This window comes from Streptomyces sp. SLBN-31 (assembly GCF_006715395.1).
Lineage (GTDB): Bacteria > Actinomycetota > Actinomycetes > Streptomycetales > Streptomycetaceae > Streptomyces.
Window position 1 is genome coordinate 3,584,048 of record NZ_VFNC01000001.1, and the last position, 19,617, is coordinate 3,603,664.

Annotated in this window: 16 protein-coding genes; 9 read left to right on the forward strand and 7 right to left on the reverse strand. The window is 68.8% G+C overall.

Features of this window, described 5'->3' with window-relative positions:
* Positions 1-84: 84 nt before the first annotated feature.
* On the reverse strand, positions 85-930 hold the full coding sequence (locus FBY22_RS16520) for a hypothetical protein (protein WP_142146347.1): 846 nt from the start codon (positions 928-930) through the stop codon (positions 85-87).
* Positions 931-1,352: 422 nt separating this feature from the next.
* Here FBY22_RS16520 and FBY22_RS16525 point away from each other — a divergent pair, with 422 nt between their 5' ends.
* A complete protein-coding gene (locus FBY22_RS16525; protein WP_399211235.1) occupies positions 1,353-2,744 on the forward strand; it encodes a glutamate decarboxylase in 1,392 nt (463 codons plus the stop codon).
* A gap of 66 nt (positions 2,745-2,810) precedes the next feature.
* Here FBY22_RS16525 and FBY22_RS16530 read toward each other — a convergent pair whose 3' ends face one another.
* Positions 2,811-3,371 carry a hypothetical protein gene (locus FBY22_RS16530; RefSeq protein WP_142146349.1) on the reverse strand — a complete coding sequence of 187 codons (561 nt, stop codon included), beginning with the start codon at positions 3,369-3,371 and terminating at the stop codon, positions 2,811-2,813.
* Positions 3,372-3,452: 81 nt separating this feature from the next.
* On the opposite strand from FBY22_RS16530, the gene FBY22_RS16535 reads away from it, so the two are divergent.
* Both FBY22_RS16535 and FBY22_RS16540 read left to right on the forward strand, forming a co-directional pair.
* Entirely contained in the window at positions 3,453-4,163 is a 711-nt protein-coding gene (locus FBY22_RS16535) for a TetR/AcrR family transcriptional regulator (RefSeq protein ID WP_142146352.1), read from the forward strand.
* A gap of 453 nt (positions 4,164-4,616) precedes the next feature.
* Positions 4,617-4,982 (forward strand): gas vesicle structural protein GvpA, encoded by a 366-nt coding sequence (locus FBY22_RS16540; protein ID WP_142147733.1) that lies wholly within the window; start codon positions 4,617-4,619, stop codon positions 4,980-4,982.
* 279 nt (positions 4,983-5,261) lie between these two features.
* Here the strand turns inward: FBY22_RS16540 and FBY22_RS16545 are convergent, their stop codons facing one another.
* Positions 5,262-6,290 (reverse strand): LacI family DNA-binding transcriptional regulator, encoded by a 1,029-nt coding sequence (locus FBY22_RS16545; RefSeq protein WP_142146354.1) that lies wholly within the window; start codon positions 6,288-6,290, stop codon positions 5,262-5,264.
* Positions 6,291-6,756: 466 nt separating this feature from the next.
* Between FBY22_RS16545 and FBY22_RS16550 the strand changes: the two genes are divergently transcribed.
* From FBY22_RS16550 to FBY22_RS16565, 4 genes are all read left to right on the forward strand, one after another.
* Complete coding sequence (locus FBY22_RS16550) at positions 6,757-8,067, forward strand: extracellular solute-binding protein (RefSeq protein ID WP_142146356.1); 1,311 nt, start codon at positions 6,757-6,759, stop codon at positions 8,065-8,067.
* A complete protein-coding gene (locus FBY22_RS16555; RefSeq protein WP_142146358.1) occupies positions 8,064-8,966 on the forward strand; it encodes a carbohydrate ABC transporter permease in 903 nt (300 codons plus the stop codon). Before FBY22_RS16550 ends, FBY22_RS16555 begins: the two co-directional genes overlap by 4 nt.
* A 1-nt stretch (position 8,967) precedes the next feature.
* Entirely contained in the window at positions 8,968-9,861 is an 894-nt protein-coding gene (locus FBY22_RS16560; protein WP_142146360.1) for a carbohydrate ABC transporter permease, read from the forward strand.
* A 120-nt stretch (positions 9,862-9,981) separates the two neighbouring features.
* Positions 9,982-12,363 (forward strand): glycoside hydrolase family 3 N-terminal domain-containing protein, encoded by a 2,382-nt coding sequence (locus FBY22_RS16565; protein WP_142146362.1) that lies wholly within the window; start codon positions 9,982-9,984, stop codon positions 12,361-12,363.
* A gap of 58 nt (positions 12,364-12,421) precedes the next feature.
* On the opposite strand, the gene FBY22_RS16570 is transcribed toward FBY22_RS16565, so the two are convergent.
* Positions 12,422-13,609 carry a fumarylacetoacetate hydrolase family protein gene (locus tag FBY22_RS16570; protein WP_142146364.1) on the reverse strand — a complete coding sequence of 396 codons (1,188 nt, stop codon included), beginning with the start codon at positions 13,607-13,609 and terminating at the stop codon, positions 12,422-12,424.
* A gap of 43 nt (positions 13,610-13,652) precedes the next feature.
* Positions 13,653-15,389 carry an IlvD/Edd family dehydratase gene (locus FBY22_RS16575; protein ID WP_142146366.1) on the reverse strand — a complete coding sequence of 579 codons (1,737 nt, stop codon included), beginning with the start codon at positions 15,387-15,389 and terminating at the stop codon, positions 13,653-13,655.
* A gap of 105 nt (positions 15,390-15,494) precedes the next feature.
* On the opposite strand from FBY22_RS16575, the gene FBY22_RS16580 reads away from it, so the two are divergent.
* Positions 15,495-16,238 carry a FadR/GntR family transcriptional regulator gene (locus tag FBY22_RS16580; protein ID WP_142146368.1) on the forward strand — a complete coding sequence of 248 codons (744 nt, stop codon included), beginning with the start codon at positions 15,495-15,497 and terminating at the stop codon, positions 16,236-16,238.
* 128 nt (positions 16,239-16,366) lie between these two features.
* Here the strand turns inward: FBY22_RS16580 and FBY22_RS16585 are convergent, their stop codons facing one another.
* Both FBY22_RS16585 and FBY22_RS16590 read right to left on the reverse strand, forming a co-directional pair.
* Positions 16,367-16,618 carry a hypothetical protein gene (locus tag FBY22_RS16585; protein ID WP_142146370.1) on the reverse strand — a complete coding sequence of 84 codons (252 nt, stop codon included), beginning with the start codon at positions 16,616-16,618 and terminating at the stop codon, positions 16,367-16,369.
* Positions 16,619-16,735: 117 nt separating this feature from the next.
* The gene (locus FBY22_RS16590) at positions 16,736-17,557 is read right to left on the reverse strand and encodes a GntR family transcriptional regulator (protein ID WP_142146372.1); all 822 of its coding nucleotides are present in this window, start codon (positions 17,555-17,557) and stop codon (positions 16,736-16,738) included.
* A gap of 525 nt (positions 17,558-18,082) precedes the next feature.
* Here FBY22_RS16590 and FBY22_RS16595 point away from each other — a divergent pair.
* A complete protein-coding gene (locus FBY22_RS16595; RefSeq protein WP_142146374.1) occupies positions 18,083-19,534 on the forward strand; it encodes a cellulose binding domain-containing protein in 1,452 nt (483 codons plus the stop codon).
* Positions 19,535-19,617 lie beyond the last annotated feature (83 nt).

Sequence of the window (19,617 nt, forward strand, 5' to 3'; positions counted from 1 at the left end):
GTGCCGGAGCCGCACTTCGCGGCTCCGGCACGTTCACGACGTGACATCCGTGGGCCGAGCCGTATCTGCGGTGACTTCTGAAACTCAGGGGCGTTCGTACATCTGGAGCAGACCGCCGACAGAGAAGCAGAAGGCGCCGATGAGAGTGGTCCAGTTGGCGATGTCGGCGTTGATCAGGCTGCCGGTGGCGGGGCGGGTGTAGGCGGCGAGTGCCGAGAACATGAAGAGGACGGAGCCGAGTTGGTTCACGGCGACGATCCACCAGCCGAGGCTGCGCCGACGCAGGCAGGGCCATCCGCGGTGACAGATCTCGACGAAGGCGAGGTGGCCGGAGATCAGGAAGAGCAGGCAGCCGATCACGTCCGGGGTCCAGATGAGCCGGTTGATCTGCTGGACGCTGAGTCCTTTCAGGAAGGAGTCCAGCAGGTTGATGCCGAACACCAGGGTGCCGGCGAAGAGGACGAGCGTGCTCAGCCAGTCAACCCGTGTCGGCTCGTAGCTCCACCAGCGCCATGCGCGGGTGACCAGGCGGCCTTGGCCACCCGGTTCGTGGCGGGGCGCGTTGACGACCTGGAGCAGGGAGACGTAGCCGCCGGTGTTGAAGAACAGTCCGCCGGCGAAGTAGATCGAGGCGCAGGTCGTGGCGTCGCCGGAGCCGAACTGGGCGACAGCGGCGCCCGCCGTGAAGAGTGCGCCTCCGATGATGAAGGCGGTCGCGGCGATGGCGTTGAGCTTGCGCAGGCGGCCGAGGGTGAGGTCGTCGACGCTGACGTCCCGGCCGGCCGGAGCGCCGGACGGACGGACCGCGATGGTGCCGCGGCGCCGGGCGGGCCGCGACTCCCATACCGCGGTGCCGCCGCCGGGCGGCTGCCAGGTGAGCCGGGTCGTGAACGGTCCCGCACCCTCGGCGCGCTGCTCGGCAGCCTTCATGCGGGCTGGAGCGCGGCGGCGCCCTGCGTGCGGGACGGAGCACTGTCGGGGGCGCTCCGATCCGCATCTCGGCCAGGGCCGCTCCGGTCCGCATTCCGGCCAGAACCGCCTTGTGCGTCACTCATGACATTTCCCGGTTCGCTGGGCTGGGGCAGCCGGCCTGGCGCGCCCCTTGAACATGCCTCGACTCTGCCAGAGCAGACCGCACATAACGGCTATTTCGTGAGCGTTCAGCCGTATGCGTCTACGAGCGAAGCAGCTGCCGACCGAGACCCGCGGCCGCGCAAGCCGCTGGAAGCGAGCTCACTGACGACTGGGGGCAGGGACCCCGACGCCCCGGGTGGAGTACATCCGCTGTCGGCCGCCGGTTCTCGCCCATAGCCTCCGAAGAGACAGGGCAGGACGAGGCGAGAGGTGCCACGGTGGCTTTGCACGATGCTCAGGAGAGGGCCGCCGACCCGGCCGGCGACATCTTCACGTCACCGATCAGCGAGCAACCCCTGCCCAAGCGGGCCATGCCGGATCTGCCGGCGCCCCCGAACGTCGTCCTCCAGCTGCTGCGCAGCGAACTGCTCCTCGACGGCAACGCGGCCCAGAACCTCGCGACGTTCTGCACCACTTGGACCGACGACGAGGTCCGGCGCCTGATGGACCTGTGCCTCGACAAGAACATCGTCGACAAGGACGAGTACCCGCAGACCGCGGAGATCGAGTCCCGGTGCGTCAACATCCTCGCCGGCCTGTGGCACGCGCCCGGTGGCGCCGAGGGGACCGAACCCGCCGTGGGGTGCTCCACCACCGGATCCAGCGAGGCCGCCATGCTCTGCGGCCTTGCCCTGAAATGGCGCTGGCGCGACCGCCGACGGGCCGCCGGACAGTCGACCGACCGTCCGAACCTCGTGTGCGGGCCGGTCCAGGTGTGCTGGGAGAAGTTCGCCCGCTACTTCGACGTGGAGCTGCGCCAGGTGCCATTGGAGCCGGGCGCGACCGGCCTGCAGGCCCACCAGCTGCGCGAGTACGTCGACGAGAACACCATCGGCGTCGTGGCGATCCTCGGGGTGACCTACACCTGCACCTACGAACCCGTCGCAGAGATCGCGGCCGAACTCGACCGTCTCCAGTCCGAGACCGGTCTCGACATTCCCCTGCACGTCGACGCGGCGTCCGGCGGGTTCATCGCTCCCTTCCTCCACCCCGACCTGGAATGGGACTTCCGCCTGCCCCGGGTCGCCTCGATCAACGCCTCCGGGCACAAGTACGGCATGGCCCCCCTCGGCGTGGGCTGGGCCCTGTGGCGGGACAAGGCGTCCCTGCCGGCGGACCTGGTCTTCCACGTCGACTACCTCGGCGGCGACATGCCCACGCTCGCCCTGAACTTCTCCCGCCCCGGCGGCCAGGTCGTCGCCCAGTACTTCATGTTCCTGCGCCTGGGCCGCGAGGGTTACCGGCGCGTCTACCAGGCATGCTCCGACACCGCGCAGCACCTCGCCCGCCAGGTCGCCGACATGGGCCCCTTCACCCTCCTCTACGACGGCGCCGGGGCGCTCCCGGCGGTCTCCTGGACGCTGACCGACCCGACCTCGGTGGGCTGGAGTCTGTACGACCTGTCCGACCAGCTCCGCATGCGCGGCTGGCAGGTCCCGTCGTATCCGCTGCCGCGCGACCGTCAGGAGACCGTCATCCAGCGGGTGCTCGTGCGGCACGGCGTCGACCGTGACGAGATCGAACTCCTCGCCGAGGACATGCGCCGGGCGATCGAGCGTCTCGACAAGGGGCACCCGCGCGACTCCGCCCGCGTGGGCTTCCACCACTGACGGCCGCGGCCGGACTGTCGGCCTGAGGCCGGTCTTCCGGAGGGTTCACGATCGCTGACGGGGCCGTCAGCTCCTGGGGGCCGAGCGGTACAGGCGGATCGCAGAGGCGAGGAAGAAGATCCCGCCGAGGGTGGCGTAACCGGCAAGAGCAGCCAGAGACGGGTCGTCCTGGGCGGCGCCTCGGATGAAGCCCGCGCCGGCCAGGACAGAGATGCCGCCGCTGAGGATCATCGCCCACTGGCCTCCCATCGGACGGCGCGCGACGCCCACGAGAAGCTGGATGAGGCCGGAGGCGACCGCCCACGCGCCCCAGACGCGCAGGACGTCGGCGACGCCCGAAGTGCTGGCGATCGCCACGCCGACGGCGGCCAGCGCACTGACGGCCATGTTGGTGTACAGGCCCTTGAGCGGTGCGGCGGCGCGGGCCGACCTGGCGTCGACGACGGACGCGGCCACGTCGAAGGCGGGATAGACGAACAGCAGCAGCTTGGTGCCCACGGTGAGTTCGGAGCCCGACACCAGCAGGAGCGCGGCCCAGGCGGCGGCGAAGACAAAGCGGACGACGTACAGCCGGCGCAGGGAGGGCAGGGCGTCGGTGGACTCGGCGGAGGCGGTGGTGGTTGCCATGAGGAAGAGAGAACGTTCTCTCTTGTCGGGAGCTCCGCACACCCTTCTCCAGGAAACAAGAGAGAGCGTTCTACCCCTACAATGGGCGGCATGGCAAAGACGGAAGCCGGCACTGGCACCGGCAGGCGAGTCTCCGAGGCCCGGGAAAGGCTCCTGAAGACCGCCGCGCAGCTCTTCTACGCGGAGGGCATCCACACGGTGGGCGTCGACCGTCTCGTCGCCGAATCGAAGGTCACCAACGCCACCTTCTACCGCCACTTCCGCAGCAAAGAAGACCTTGCCGTCGCCTACCTCCAGAGCGTCGACCAGGCGATCCGCATCCAGATCGACACCCTGACGGCCGCGGACGTGCCGACCGACGGCATCCTGCGCGGCATCGGTGCGTCCCTGGTCGATCAGATCCGCTCGCCCGGTTACCGCGGATGCGCCTTCCTCAACGCGGCAGCGGAATTCCCCGATCCCGACCACCCGGTCCACCGCGCCGTCGTGCAACACCGCGACTGGTTCCTTCAGACGATCACCGGCCTGTTCGCCCCGATCACCGTCGAACAGGCCGATCACGCCGGGCGGCACTTCGTCATGCTCCGCGACGGCGCGATGAGTGCCGGCTACCTCGGTGACCCCGTCCTGGCCGGCGAGACCTTGCTGCGCGGCATCGAAGGACTGCTGCGGATCCACGCCGCCCGAGGGAAGGACGAGCGCGCCTCTTCCGACTCCGCATCCGATCAGACATCGTCGGCGGCCGAGACGGTCTCCGACATCGAGTGCTCGCCCAGCGCGGGTCCTCGGTGACCAGGGCGGCTGCAGGGCGCAACGACGTGTCAAACAACCGACGGCTTCACAACGCGAGCCGCTGACCATCGGTAGGAAAACCGTCGTCTCCTCGGCGGCGGACCTAGTCGGGCATGGCCACGACCGGCGTGCGAACGCGTGCCGTCCGCTGGCGACAGGGCGGGTGGGTGAACCGCTTTGTCCAGGGCGGTACTTGCGCTTCAACGGCGTTGTTTTGGGTGAGTGGGGCTTCGGTCGGTGGGGCGCGGCGGTCCGGGCCTCGGGCGGCCGCTCGTCCCGTGCGTTTGATCCTGCGGGGTGGAGGCTACCCGCTCCCGCAAGACTGCCCGCGGCCTGGAGGCCCGCGGTGAGCTGCGGGAACGATCGTGGCTCCCGGAGTGCCGACTGAGGTGCGGGCGTGGTGTGGCGTGGTACCGCGCGGCGGAACGCACGCAGGGCGAGGGGTTGATCGTGATGACGGTGGCAACACAGCAGGGTGGTGGCGGAGGTTCCAGTGGCCTCTACGACGTCCTGGAACTGATTCTCGACCGGGGGCTGGTGATCGACGCGTTCGTGCGGGTCTCCCTGGTCGGGATCGAAATACTCAAGATCGATATACGGGTCGTGGTGGCGAGCGTCGATACGTATCTGCGTTTCGCCGAGGCGTGCAACCGCCTTGACCTGGAGTCCGGCCCGCGCAAGCCGGCCGGCCTCACCGAGCTCCCCGGAAAGCTCACCGAATCGGGTGCCCGCGGCAAAACCAAAGGGGCGCTGTCCGGGGCCGCGGAAACGATCTCGCAGGCCTTCCAGGAAGCCCGGGACGAGGGACGTAAGCGGTAGGGAGAGGGCCCCTCACCGAACGGCGCACGTGCGATGAGCGCGTGCTTACGGGAGGGGCCGGCGCGGATGCGGCTGGTTTCTCACGGCGCGGCGGATACTGTGCCGTGAGAAGCTCGCCGCGGCAAGGCGAAGACGAGTGGTGAAGCGGCGCGGCGTCAGAGGCCGAAGACGCGTTCGGCCTCGTCGCGGTGGGTTGTGTGGAGCTCCAGTAGACAGGGGAGATCTCTTCGGGGGTCGTTTCGTCTGGCGGACGCGCAGGGGGTCCACACTCACCCGCGACTACTTGTCCGCCGAAGTCGCTTCCCGGGGCGGCGCTGTCGAGGCGCGTACGACGAGTTCGGTGGCGAGTTCGATGTGGTGGGACTCGGCCTTCTCGCCGTTGGCCAGTCGGAGGGCGGTGCGCAGGGCGGCGCCGCCCATCTCCCGTAGCGGCTGGCGCACGGTGGTCAGCGGTGGCGAGGCCATCTGGGCGAGGCTCGTGTCGTCGAAGCCGACCACGCTGAGGTCTTCGGGGATGCGCAGGCCTCGGGTGCGCGCTGCTTCCACGGCGCCGAGGGCGATCTCGTCGTTGCCTGCGAAGATCGCCGTCGGTGGCTCTTCCAGGTCCAGCAGTGCCACGGCGCCGAGCAGGCCTGTCTCGTACGTGAATTCCCCGGGCCGGACGTAGGCGTCGCGTACCGGCGCTCCTTGCGCCTCCATGGCCGCGCGGAAGCCGTGCATGCGTGCTTGGTTGCACACGGCCATGGTGGGTCCGCCCAGATAGGCGATGCGCCGGTGGCCGAGGGAAAGCAGGTGCTGGGTCGCGGCCAGGCCGCCGGCGAAGTTGGTCGCCCCGACGCTGTTGACCCGGTTGTCGGGGAGGTGCAGCGGGTCCAGCACGACCAGGGGCAGCCCGGCCCGGGCCAGTTCGTTCAGGTGGGTCGTGGTGTACACGCTGGTGATCGCGATGACGGCGCGGCGCCCGGCCGAGACCAGGTCCCGGGCCCAGTGCGGGGCGCGGGAAGCCCTGCTGATCACCACCGACGCTCCCAACTCGGCGGCGGAGTCGATGATGCCTTCCAGGGTCTCGGCCACATACGACTTGAGGCCGCCCTTGAACTGCACCTCGATGGTGGGGCCTTCGACGGTTTCGGTGTGCCGGAACACGGGCGCGAGGTAGTGGTGCTGATGCAGAAGTTCCTGTACCCGGGCGCGGGTTTGCGGCGCCACGTCACCGCGGTCGTTGACCACTTTGGACACGGTCGCGACGGAGACCCCAGCCGCTTGGGCGATGTCCGCCAAAGTGGTGCGTCGCGCGTTCCGTGGCATCGGTTCCTCCCCCTTGTACGTCCACCGGTGTGGTGAGAGCCGCCGGGCGCACCGGCAACGCTGGTGGAACCGGTCAACCGTACGGCAACCGGGCGCCGAGCTCGTCGGGTGCCCGGCTGGCGAGAGATTCGTGCCCGCAGCGTGCCGGTGTGCCGGACCCGGTCGAACCGTCGCTTACCGCCCCGCCTCGAGTCCTACGCGTCAGGTCCAGCCGTGGGCATCGAACCCCTCTCTGCTCCTGCCTCTGTGCACTTCGAAAACGTTTCGATCTCCTGCCGAGGTCCCTCGAGGGCGCTTTTCCCTGACCCTACCCAGCTGTTGGGCGCACGACAACGCCTCTGCAGACGCCTTGACAGGGTGTCAGTTCGAAACCTAATTTGCACGAACGGAGCTCGAAGACGTCCATTTCGAAAAGCTTTCGTCCTGACTCACGAGAAGCCGATGGCTCTCGAGTGCGGAGAAAAACATGGCGCTCTCCCGACGTACCCTCCTCGGCCTGGCCGCCGGCGTGCCGGTCTCCGCGGCGCTGGCGGCCTGCGGCTCGTCCGGTCCCAGCAAGAGCGGCGGTGGGGCCACGTACTGGTATCTGAACGGCCAGCCGCAGGAAGGCGTCAGGGCCGGCGCGGTGGACGCGTTCAACAAGGCCCACCCCAAGGAGCAGATCAAAGACACCACGTTCCAGAACGACGCGTACAAGACGAAGATCAAGACCGCCATCGGTGCCGGGCAGGCGCCCACCATCATCTGGGGCTGGGGCGGCGGGACGCTGCGCACCTACGTCGAAGCGGGCCAGGTCGAGGACCTCACCTCGTGGTTCGACGAGCACGCCACGGTCAAGAAGGGGTTGTTCCCCTCCTCGTTCGGCGCGGCGACCGTCGACGGCAAGATCTACGCGATGCCGTGCGAGACGGTGCAGCCGATCATCCTCTACTACAACAAGAAGGTCTTCGAACGGGTTGGCGCGAAACCGCCGAAGTCCTGGGACGACATCATGGCGCTGGTGCCGAAGTTCAACGCGAAGGGCATAGCGCCGTTCTCCCTCGGTGGCCAGTCCCGGTGGACGAACATGATGTGGCTGGAGTTCCTGTTCGACCGCATCGGCGGTCCCGAGCTGTTCCAGGCGATCATCGAGGGTGAGAAGAACGCGTGGAACCACCCGGACGCCATCACCGCGCTGACCAAGGTGCAGGAGCTGGTCAAGGCCCACGGGTTCGTCAAGGGCTTCTCCTCGATCACCGCGGACTCCAACGCCGACCAGGCGCTGCTGTACACCGGCAGGGCGGCGATGATGCTGCACGGCGCCTGGTCGTACGGCATCCAGAAGGCCGACGGCGGGGACTTCGTCTCCAGCGGTGCGCTGGGCTACATGACCTTCCCGCCCGTCGAAGGCGGCAAGGGCGATCCGAGCGACACCGTCGGCAACCCCGCGCAGTACCTGTCCATCTCCTCGAAGGCCGACGCCGAGGAGAATAAGGTGGCCAAGGACTTCTTCGCCAAGGGCGTGCTCCAGGACGAGGAGGTGAAGAAGTGGATCGACAACGGGTCGGTGCCCATCCGGCTGGGCACCGAGAAGCTGCTGGCGGCCTCCAAGAACGCCGACTTCCTGCAGTTCACGTACGACATCGCCAGCAAGGCCAAGGTGTTCGGCCAGTCCTGGGACCAGGCGCTGAGTCCGACGGCAGCCGAGACACTGCTGGACAACATCGCCAAACTGTTCCAACTCTCCATATCACCAGAGCAGTTCGCCCGTAACCTCAATGCGGTCACCGCCAAATGAGCGCTCTCACAGGCCATCCGCCGCGTCGTGAACCGCGCAGCATCCTGCCGTGGCTGGCAACGCCGGCGCTGGTGGTCTTCGTCGGCTTCGCCGTGATTCCGCTCGTCGGCGTCTTCGCGCTGAGCTTCACCACCTGGGACGGAATCGGCGCCATCCATCCGTCCGGGCTGACCAGTTGGCGCGCGGTGCTCACCAACCCCGGGCTGCCGCACGCCCTCTGGGTGACCTTCCTGGTGATGGTCGTGTCCTGGGCCGTTCAGACGCCACTGAGTATTCTGCTCGGCACGTTCCTGGCAGGCCGCCAGCGCTACCGCGCGGTGCTGGGCGTGGTGTACTTCGTCCCGCTGATGCTCAGCTCCGCGGCGATCGCGATCGCGTACAAGGCCCTGCTCGACCCCAACTTCGGGCTCGGCGCCGGGCTGAGGATCCACGCACTCAGCCAGGACTGGCTGGGGCGGCCCGGGCTCGCGTTCGGAGTCGTCGTCTTCGTCGTCTCCTGGCAGTTCATCCCGTTCCACTCACTGATCTACCAGGGCGGTGTCCAGCAGATACCGAAGTCCCTCTACGAAGCGGCACAGTTGGACGGAGCCGGACGGATCCGGCAGTTCTTCAGCATCACGCTGCCCCAGCTGAAATACACCGTCATCACCTCGTCCACGCTGATGGTGGTCGGGTCGCTGACCTTCTTCGACCTCATCTTCGTCCTGACCGAAGGCGGCCCCGGCGATGCCACCCGGGTCCTCGCACTGGACATGTACAAGCGGGGATTCCAGGCCAATCTGATGGGTCCGGCCAGCGCCATCGCGGTCATCCTGGTCCTGGTGGGACTGGCCCTCGCCCTGCTGCTGCGCCGGCTCGGCGGCCGGGACGCCGGAGCCAGCCAACTCGAGGGGGTCTGAGATGACCACCACGCTGACCGAATCGCGACGACCGCAGAAGACCACCCACGGCGAGAGGCAAGGCAAGTCCCGTCCTGCCCGCCGTCGCAACTGGGCCGGTGGCCTGGCCGGATGGCTCTGGCTCGTCGTCGTCGCCGTACCCCTGTACTGGGCCCTGATCACCAGCCTCAAGGTCCAGAGCCGCTACTACGCGAGCAACCCGCTGGTGCCCTCGGGTGACCCGACCCTGGACAACTACCGGCTGGTCATCGAGTCCGACTTCCTTCGCTACTTCGTGAACAGCGTCGTGGTCACCGCCGGCGCCGTAATCCCGGCGGTCGTGTTCTCCTTCATGGCCGCCTACGCGATCGTCCGGGGTTGGCGCATGCGGGCCCTGCGCGCGATGAACGGGCTGTTCCTCATGGGCCTGGCCATCCCGCTGCAGGCGACGGTGATCCCGGTCTACCTGATCATCATCAAGCTGCATCTGTACGACAGCCTGCTGGCTCTGATCCTCCCGTCGATCGCCTTCGCCATCCCGCTGTCCGTGCTGGTACTCACCAACTTCATCCGCGACGTGCCGAAGGAACTGTTCGACTCGATGCGGGTCGACGGAGCCACCGAATGGACGACGCTGTGGCGGCTGGCGGCACCGCTCACCCGGCCGGCCATCCTCACCGTGACCATCTTCAACGCACTGACCATCTGGAACGGATTCCTGCTCCCGCTGGTCCTCACCCAGAGCCCCGAGCGCCGGACCCTGCCGCTCGCCCTGTGGACCTTCCAGGGCCAGTACGGGGTCAACGTTCCCGCCGTTCTTGCCGCCGTGGTCCTCACCACACTGCCCGTCCTGGTCCTGTACGCGTTCGGCCGCCGTCAACTGCTGAGCGGTCTGACCGCCGGGTTCAGCCGTTGACCGACGCCAACGCCAAAGCCGGAACCCACGCTGTGGCCGGCCCGTGGCTCGGGCGACATGACCTGCATACCTGTTCGCCCGTCAGGCACTCACACAGGGCCTGACGGGCGTGGGAGGAAAGTGAACGCCAACGTGGCCGTAGACAACACCCGCGCAATCCCCCTCTGGAACGACCCCAGCCTGCCCGTCACCGCGAGAGTCGACGCCCTGACAGAGGCGATGACCCTGCAAGAGAAGACCGCCCAGCTGTACGGAGTGTGGGTGGGCGCCTCCGACCAGGGGGGTGAAGTAGCCCCCCACCAGCACGAGATGGAGGAGGCCGTCGATCTCGACGCACTCCTGCCCACCGGACTGGGGCAGTTGACCCGGCCCTTCGGGACGCTCCCCGTCGATCCTGCCCTGGGTGCGCTTTCGCTGGCCCGCACCCAGACTCGTATCGCCGCCACGAACCGCTTCGGCATACCCGCTCTCGCACATGACGAGTGCCTGGCCGGCTTCGCCGCCTGGGGTGCGACGGCCTACCCCGTTCCGCTGTCCTGGGGCGCCTCCTTCGACCCCGACACGGTGCGGCGCATGGCCGCCGCCATTGGCCGCGACATGCGTGCCGTCGGCGTCCACCAGGGACTCGCGCCCGTCCTGGATGTGGTGCGCGACGCCCGCTGGGGTCGGGTCGAGGAGACCATCGGCGAGGATCCCTACCTCGTCGGCACCATCGGGACGGCATACGTGCAGGGCCTGGAGTCCGCCGGGATCGTCGCCACCCTCAAGCACTTCGTCGGCTACTCGGCCTCCCGAGCCGGCCGGAACCTCGCCCCCTCGTCCGTGGGCCCGCGCGAGCGCGCCGACGTTCTGCTGCCGCCCTTCGAGATGGTGATCCGTGAAGGCGGCGCCCGGTCGGTGATGAACGCCTACACCGACACCGACGGCATGCCCTCCGCGGCCGACGAGGATCTGCTCACCGGCCTCCTGCGCGACACATGGGGTTTCGACGGCACGGTCGTCGCCGACTACTTCGCCGTCGCCTTCCTCAAGACCCTGCACGGCATCGCAGCCGACTGGGCCGACGCCGCCGGGACAGCGCTGCGCGCGGGCATCGACGTCGAACTGCCCAACATCAAGACGTACGGCGAGCCCCTGACCGAGGCCGTCACCGACGGCCGCATACCGGAGGCGCTGGTCGATCGTGCCCTGCGCCGGGTCCTCACCCAGAAGGTGACGCTCGGCCTGCTCGACAAGGACTGGAACCCCGTACCGGCCGCGCTCGACGGGGCCGACCTGGACGACCCGGCCGGCCTGCGCGGGAAGGTCGACCTGGACCGGCCCGAGAATCGTCAACTGGCCCGCGGGATCGCCCAGAAGGCGGTCGTACTGCTGAGCAACGACGGCACCCTGCCGCTCGCAGGGCCGCGCCGCATCGCCCTGCTCGGTCCCAACGCCGACGAGCCCACCGCCGTACTGGGCTGCTACTCCTTCCCGCAGCACATCGGAGTCCGCCACCCCGGGACCCCGCTCGGCATCGAGCTTCCGACGCTGCGCGGCACGCTCGCCGCCGAGTTCCCCGACGCCGAGATCACGTTTGCCCGCGGCACCGGAATCGACGACGGGGATCTCTCCGGCATCCACGAGGCCGCGCGGGTGGCACGCGAGGCCGACGTGGCCGTGGTGGTGCTCGGCGACCGCGCCGGGCTCTTCGGGCGGGGCACCAGCGGCGAGGGATGCGACGTCGAGACGCTGGCGCTGCCCGGCGCGCAGCAGCAACTGCTCGACACCTTGCTCGACCAGGGGACACCCGTGGTCACCGTGCTGCTCGCGGGTCGGCCGTACGCCCTGGGCCGCGCCGTGGGGGAGTCCGCCGCGATCGTGCAGTCCTTCTTCCCGGGGGAGGAGGGCACGCACGCGATCGCCGGCGTGCTCAGCGGCCGTGTCAATCCCTCCGGGCGTCTCCCGGTCAGTGTCCCGCGCGGGCCGGGCTCACAGCCGGCGACGTACCTGGGAGCGCGGCTCGCGCACGCCAGCGAGGTGTCCAACATCGATCCCACCCCCGCGTTCGCCTTCGGCCACGGCCTGTCCTACACGCGGTTCGACTGGGCGGACCTGACCGTGGACGCGCAAGAGGCCTCCACAGGCGGCGAGTTCACCCTCAGCTTCAGCGTCCGCAACACAGGCGAGCGGTCCGGAACCGAGGTCGTCCAGCTCTATCTGCACGACCCGGTCGCCTCTGTCGTCCAGCCGGTGCAGCGCCTCGTCGGCTACACCCGGGTCGAACTGGAGCCGGGTCACGCCCGCCGCCTCCGTGTCACCGTCCCGGCCGACCTCGCCTCCTTCACCGGACGCGACGGCCGGCGCGTCGTCGAACCCGGCGAGCTCGAGGTGCGGTTGGCCGCCTCCAGCGCCGATCCGCGCCTCACCGCCAGGGTCACGCTGACCGGAGACGAGCGCCACGTGGATCACACGCGGCGTCTGCACGCCACCTTCGAGCAGGAGCCGGTTGTCGGGACATGAGCCGGGTGTGCGCAGCGCGGGTCGCAGCAGCGGCGGCGCTGCGCACACCTTCCTGGTCTCACAGCACGCCGCGCTTGGCGAGGTTGCGCATCAGCGCTCCCACGCCGAACGTCCACGGCGTGGCGTGCTCACTGGGCACGACGGTGTTGACCAGGGCGCCGAGTCGCGGGCTGGAAATCCGTACGACGTCGCCGTACTCGTGGGTGAAGCCCGCGCCGGGTGCCTGTCGGTCCTCGGTGGGGGCGAACAGCGTTCCGGTGAACAGCACGAAGCCGTCCGGGTATTGGTGGTGCGGACCGTGCGTGGCGGCCACCAGGTCCAGTGCGTCGCGGCTGATCTCGCGCATGGAGCTGCTGCCGTGCAGTACGTAGCCGTCCGTGCCGTCGACCCGCAGGTCGATGTCGAGGCTGCGTACGGTGTCGAGGTCGAAGTCGTCGTCGAACAGGCGGATGAACGGGCCGATCGCGCAGGAGGCGTTGTTGTCCTTCGCCCGGGACAGCAGCAGGGCGCTGCGGCCCTCGATGTCGCGGAGGTTCACGTCGTTGCCGAGCGTCGCGCCGCGTACCCGGCCGCGCGAGTCCACGACGAGCACGGCCTCGGGCTCTGGGTTGTTCCACACCGAGGCGCCGAGCACTCCGATGTCGGCGCCGGTGCCGACCGCGGACATCACCGGGGCCTTGGTGAACACCTCCGGGTCCGGCCCGATCCCGACCTCCAGGTACTGCGACCACAGGCCTTCGGAGACGAGCAGCTCCCTGGCCTTGTCCGCTTCCGGTGATCCGGGGCGGATGCCGTCGAGCGCGCCGCCCACCACCTGCTTCACGCGGGCACGCACCCGTGCGGCCTGCGCCGGATCTCCGCCCGTACGCTCCTCGATGACGCGTTCCAGCAGACTCCGCGCGAAGGTGACACCCGCGGCCTTGATCACCTGCAGGTCGATGGGGGCGAGCAGGTGGGGAACGTCACGGTGGCCCGTCGGCGCCTGCAGCAGTTCCTCCAGGCGCCAGGTGCGTCCGCCGTCGGCCTCGCGTACGACTGCCGCCGCGTCGTCGCGTTCCATCAGGTCGGAGACGGTGGGTGCGATGGCCGTCAGGTCGACGACCTGATCGCCGCGGACCGCGGCCACACACGGTCCGTCCCACTCCGGGTGGTGGACGCGCGCGACGAGGGCGGCCCGGTCGGCGTCCTCCGGCAGGACGGAGCCTGTTGTGAGGCCCGGACGGGGGCGCGCTGCTGCCGATTCCACGATCGATGCTCTCCTGATCCGAGGGTGCGGCCGCCTGAGGGGCTCAGTGCGAGTCGCGGGGGACGTCGTAGCCACGGCTTCCGCGCAGGAAACCGAAGTCGGCCCCCTGGTCGGCCTGTTGGACGTTCTGGGTGTAGAGCCAGGCGTAACCGCTGGTGTGCCGCTCGACGGGTGCCCGCCACGCCTCCCGGCGCCTGGTGAGCTCGGCGTCGTCCACATCCAGGCGAAGGGTGCGGTTGGGGACGTCGAGGACGACGGGGTCCCCGTCACGCACCAGGGCGAGAGGCCCGCCGACGGCGGCTTCGGGCGCCACGTGCAGCACCACCGTCCCGTACCCGGTGCCGCTCATCCGGCCGTCGCAGATGCGCACCATGTCCTTGACGCCGGCCTTCAGCAGCTTGGCGGGCAGCGGGACGTTGGAGACCTCGGGCATGCCGGGGTAGCCCTTGGGGCCGGCGTTGCGGATGACGATGACGGTGTTCTCGTCGATGTCGAGTTCCGGGTCGTCGGCCACCGCGTGGTAGGCCTCGGGGGAGTCGAAGACGCGGGCGGGGCCGCGGTGCGTGAGCAGGTGGGGTGAGGCGGCGGACTGCTTGATCACGGCGCCGTCGGGGCACAGGTTGCCGCGCAGGACGGCGGTGCCGGTACCGGCCGGCTGGAAGGGGGCGTCGAGGGCGGTGATGACCTCAGGGTTGACGCATTCGGCGTTCTCCGTGTTCTCGGCGATGGTGCGTCCGGTGACCGTGATCGGTTCGCCGTGCAGCAGCTCGCCGCGGAGCAGTTCGGCCATGACGGCGGGCAGCCCGCCCGCGTAGCAGAAGTCCTCCATGAGGTACTTGCCGCTGGGCATCAGATTGACCAGGGTCGGCACCGCGCGGACCAGGTCGTCGAAGTCCCGCAGAGGCAGGTCGACGCCGACGCGTCCGGCGATGGCGGTGAGATGGATGATCGCGTTCGTGGAGCCGCCGATGGCCGCGTTGACGCGGATGGCGTTCTCGAACGCCTCCCGGGTCATGATCTGCGAAGGGCGCAGTTCCTCCTCCACCATGCGCACGATGCGCTGACCCGCCGCCTGGGCGGTCTCCATCCGGCGGGAGTCGACCGCGGGCCAGGCAGCCGAGCCCGGCAGTTGCATGCCGAGCGCCTCGGCCATGCAGGCCATCGTCGAGGCCGTGCCCATCGTCATGCAGTGGCCGTTGGAGCGCGCCATGCACCCTTCCGCGAAGAAGCACTCCTCCTCGGTCATCCGGCCGGTCTTCAGGTCCTCCTCGAACTTCCACACATGGGTGCCGGAGCCGACGTCCTGGCCCCGGTACTTGCCGTTGAGCATCGGCCCGCCGGTGACCATGACCGCGGGCAGGTCGACGCTCGCGGCGCCCATGAGCATCGCGGGGGTCGTCTTGTCGCAGCCGGACAACAGCACGACACCGTCGAGCGGATTGGCCCGGATCAGCTCCTCGACCTCCATGGCCATGAGGTTGCGGTACAGCATGGCGGTGGGGCGCATCAGGGTCTCGCCGGTGGCCATGGTGGGGAACTGCAGCGGCAGGCCGCCCGCCTGCCACACGCCGCGCTTGACGGCTTCGGCGACGCGCGTCAAATGGGTGTTGCACGGCGCGAGTTCGGAAGCACTGGTCGCGATGCCGATGACCGGACGTCCATCGAACACCTCGTGCCCGAAACCCTGGTTGCGCATCCAGGAGCGGTACACCATCCCGCTGCGCCCCTGGGCGCCGAACCACGCCTGGCTGCGGCGGCTGTTGCTCCGACCGTCGGTCATGAAGGCACTCCCGTGGCTCTGGCGTCGTCCGCTTCGCGATAGGGGCTTGTCAGGAGAGGACCCGCAGGCCGTACCCTGGAACTCAATCATTAAATGATTCGATGAATGGCGTCCAGGGGGCGAGCAGAGATCGTGGTGCACTTCCGGACCATGCACCAGCGCGTGGTCGACGAGCTCGGGCGCCGCATCGTGGGCGGCACGTGGGAGCCGGGGGAAGCGTTGCCGGTCGAAGACGCGCTCGCGGCCGAGATCGGGGTCAGCCGGGGCGTGCTGCGGGAAGCGGTCAAGGCACTGGCGGCCAAGGGAATGCTGCAGGTACGCCCGCGCACCGGCACGCGGGTGCTGCCGCCGGAGCACTGGAACCACCTGGACCGTGACGTGCTGCGCTGGAAACAGACCGGGGACGCCACGGCACTGCTGCGAGACACGGGTGAACTGCGCCGTATCCTCGAGCCCGAGGCGGCCCGTCTCGCCGCCGAACGGGCCGGCCCCGACGACATACGAGCCCTGTACGACTCCCTGGCCGCCATGCAGGCCACGGCGGCGGAACCCGGTCGCAGCGGCTACGTCGAGGCAGACATCGCCTTTCACCGGACCCTGCTCGACGCCAGCGGCAACCGTCTCCTCGGCTCACTGGGCCGCGCCGTCGACATCGCGCTGGAACACAGCTTCCGCGTCAGCACCCAGACCCCCGGCGCCGTTGCGGCCTCGCTTCCGGGTCACCGCGCCGTCGTGGAAGCCGTCGAGGCCCGCGATCCGGAGGCCGCGGCGGCCGCCGTACTGGCGATCATCGAATCCGCAGAAGAAGAGATCGCCCAGTCACCTGGGCTGCCGAGCGATGCCGCATGACCCGTCTCCTCAGCGCTACGGCGACTCGCCGCGCGGCAACGGGGCAATGTCGCCGCCGGCAGACTCGCCGTCTGGGAGCCACACTATGCGTTCAGTGCGGACCGCCGCCGCAGGCTCCGCTGCTCGGATCACACAGCGGACTCAGAGGTACGTCGGTACAGCCGGCGCCGTACACCCGCGCGGTCGTCTGCCTGCACGTCGCGCTCGTAGCGGACGATCCGGAAGGAGGCGAGCAGGGCTTCCACAGGCGTGGGCTCGCCGTTCCCGTCACGAAGCGGCAGGTGTTCCGCGACGAGCAGGTAGGGCTGCGGTGCTGTCGGCTCGCGGCGGACGGACAGGCGGCGACCGTCGGAGGCCCCGCCAATCAGCTCGATCTCCATACCGCAACGTCTGCCCGCACGTCCGCTTCGTACCGCGTGGCCTCGGACACGTCTCGGCGGGCGGTGCCTTGACCCATACCTCGGCTCAGCGTCCGGCCGCTCTCGGGCGCAGTGCCTTCAGCGCAGGGTGGTCGGGGCGACTTCCCAGTGGGTGACCTTGCCAGGTTCCATACCCGGGACAAGGCCGGTCGCGGGTGTCTGTCCGTCCCTGGGCGAGGAGTTCAGCGTGAGGCGGGAGACGATGCGGTAGCGGTCACCGCGGTAGATGGAGTGGACGTACTCCACGGGCCGGCCCGTGTCGTCGTTGGTGAGCCGTTCGAAGAGCAGGGCGGGCGAGAGGTGTGGAACCTCGAGGAGGCGCGCCTCGGCCTGGCTGACGACCGTGGGTTCGATGCTTTGCACGGCATCGCTGACGTGGACGTGGTGGCGTCGGCGCAGGTGCTCGTACAGCTCACCCACCTCCAGCTCCTGTGTGGTGAGGGTGGGCACCACGTCCGCGCGGATATGCAGGTGTTCGATCGCCATCGGGGTGCCGTCGACGAGGCGTAGCCGGGCCGCATAGACGATGTCCGCGGCGGGGGAGAGGCTGAGCTTGCGGCCTACACGGGCGCCGGCGGCGATGGTGGTGAACTCAAGCAGGCGGCTGGACCAGTTGCCCGACGCCTGAGGGAGCGTCATGCCCTGGGAATCGGCGACGAGTTCCTGAGTGATCTTTTCGGGTGCGACGAACATCCCACGCCCGTGTTCCCGCACGAGCAGTCCCGCAGCGACGAGTTCATCGACAGCCGCACGCAGAGTTGGCCGGGACACGTTCAGGTCGGCGCACAAGGATCGTTCGGAAGGGATTGCGTCCCCGGGGTGGAGTGCCTCGATGAGTTGCAGGATGTGATCGCGAACGCGCTCCCGCTTGAGAACCGCCCCTGATGAGCCAGCTTTCATCGTGCCGCTCCCGCTTCGCCGTCCCCCTGCCACACCTGACCAGTGGTCATCCCGGTGTTGACCTCTGGCGGCCACTGGTCAATCGGAGTGTAGTCCGATCGGGGGCGAGTCGCGGCCGACCGGCAATGATTAGCCATCAAGTTTGTTACTGACACGAGGGGTTGACGCCTCAATTGGTCTATGCCACCTTCATCGTCAGCAAGAGGTCACCTATCCAGTTACTCCACTGGTCAATTCTTCCGGTGCCTTCCTCCCAGGGGTCGACCATGAAGCTCCGCATGCTTGCAAGTACGCCCGCGCAGGTCATCGCTGGAGGTCTCAGAGAAGGCGAACCGCTCTGAGTGCGTTGCGTTCCCGTCTTCGTCACCACAGGTCGAGCGCGACGGTTCTCCCTGAGGGGCGGGCAACCGGTCGGCCGGCCCCGGGGCGAGCACCGGACAAGGCCGCCCGCGTACTGGGCTCTGACTCACACGCCACGCCTGATCCGCACCAACGACCGACTCAGATCTCTTCGAAAGGAGCATCATGGAACCCCCCTCCACCCCCACCACCACGTCCGCTCCTCACAGAAGGCGCGTCGCGCTGGCAGCCGCCGTCGCCTTGGCCACCGCATCAGGCGGTCTCGCCGCCCTCACCGGCACGGCCACGGCCGCCGGCGAACCGGTGACCGTCCAGTACCGCACCAGCGCGTCCGGCGCCACGGCGGACCAGGCCGAGCCCTGGATCAAGGTCAAGAACACCGGCTCCGCCGCGGTCCAGCTTTCCCAGGTCAAGGTGCGCTACTACTTCAAGGCCGATTCCGGCAGCCCCGGTTACCGCTTCGCCTGCTCGTGGGCGGTGAAGGGCTGCGCCAACATCACCGGCACCTTCGGCACGCTCGCCCACCCGACGGCCACCGCCGACCGCTACCTCGACATCGGCTTCACCTCGGGGGCCGGCAGTCTCGCCCCGGGCGCCGACACCGGAGACATGCAACTGCGGTTCTACCGCGCCGACTGGCAGACGCTGAACCAGAGCGACGACTACTCCTTCGGAGCCTCCCAGACGTCGTACGCGAACTGGCCCAAGGTCACCGCCCAGTTGGCAGGGAGCACCGTGTGGGGCGCCGCCCCCGAGGGCAACGACACGACCGACCCGCCCACGGACCCGCCGACCGACCCCCCGGCCGGTGGGCAGAACCTGTTCGACGACTTCAACTACACGACCTCCAGCGACCCGAGGATTTCCGCGAACGGCTGGAACGTCCGCTCCAACTCCGGCGGCCCCGGAGTACCGGGCGCCACCTGGGCACCGGAGAACGTCACCTTCTCCAGCACCGGCGGCAACTCCGTGATGAACATGCGGACTTCGACCTCGGGCACCGGCGAGAGCACCAAGCAGACCGAAGTGCTCACCAAGGCGATGAAGTTCAAGAACGGCACCTATGCCGCTCGGGTGCGCTTCGCCGACGCGCCGGTCTCAGGACCCGACGGCGACCACCTCGTCCAGACGTTCTTCACCATCAACGACCTCAAGGCCCCGATGGCCGACGACTATTCGGAGTACGACTTCGAGTACTTGCCCAACGGCGGCTGGGGCGAGTCCTCCAACATCCTCTACACGACGTCCTGGGAGACCTACAACCCCGACCCCTGGCAGGCGGTCAACCAGCACACGGAGTCCCGGCAGAGCTACGCCGGCTGGCACGACCTCGTGTTGACCATCGACAACAGCGCCATCAAGTACTACATCGACGGCGAGCTCTTCGGCACCCATGACGCCGCCTACCTGCCCGAGCGGGGCATGTCGATCAACTTCAACCAGTGGCTGATCGACTTCGGCGGCCTGAGCAGCTCCACCGCCCGCTCGTACGACGAGCAGATCGACTATGTCCTGCACGTAAAGGACCAGGTCCTGACCCCCGCGCAGGTGACAGCCAAGATCAACGCCTATCGCACGGCAGGTACCAACTTCGAGGACACGGTTTCCGGCAGCTGAGATGGTGACGGCAGGGGCCGACGCCTTTTGGGAGCGGGGCCGGTGTCCGGACGGTGGCTCACCCCGACCGCCGGCACACCGGC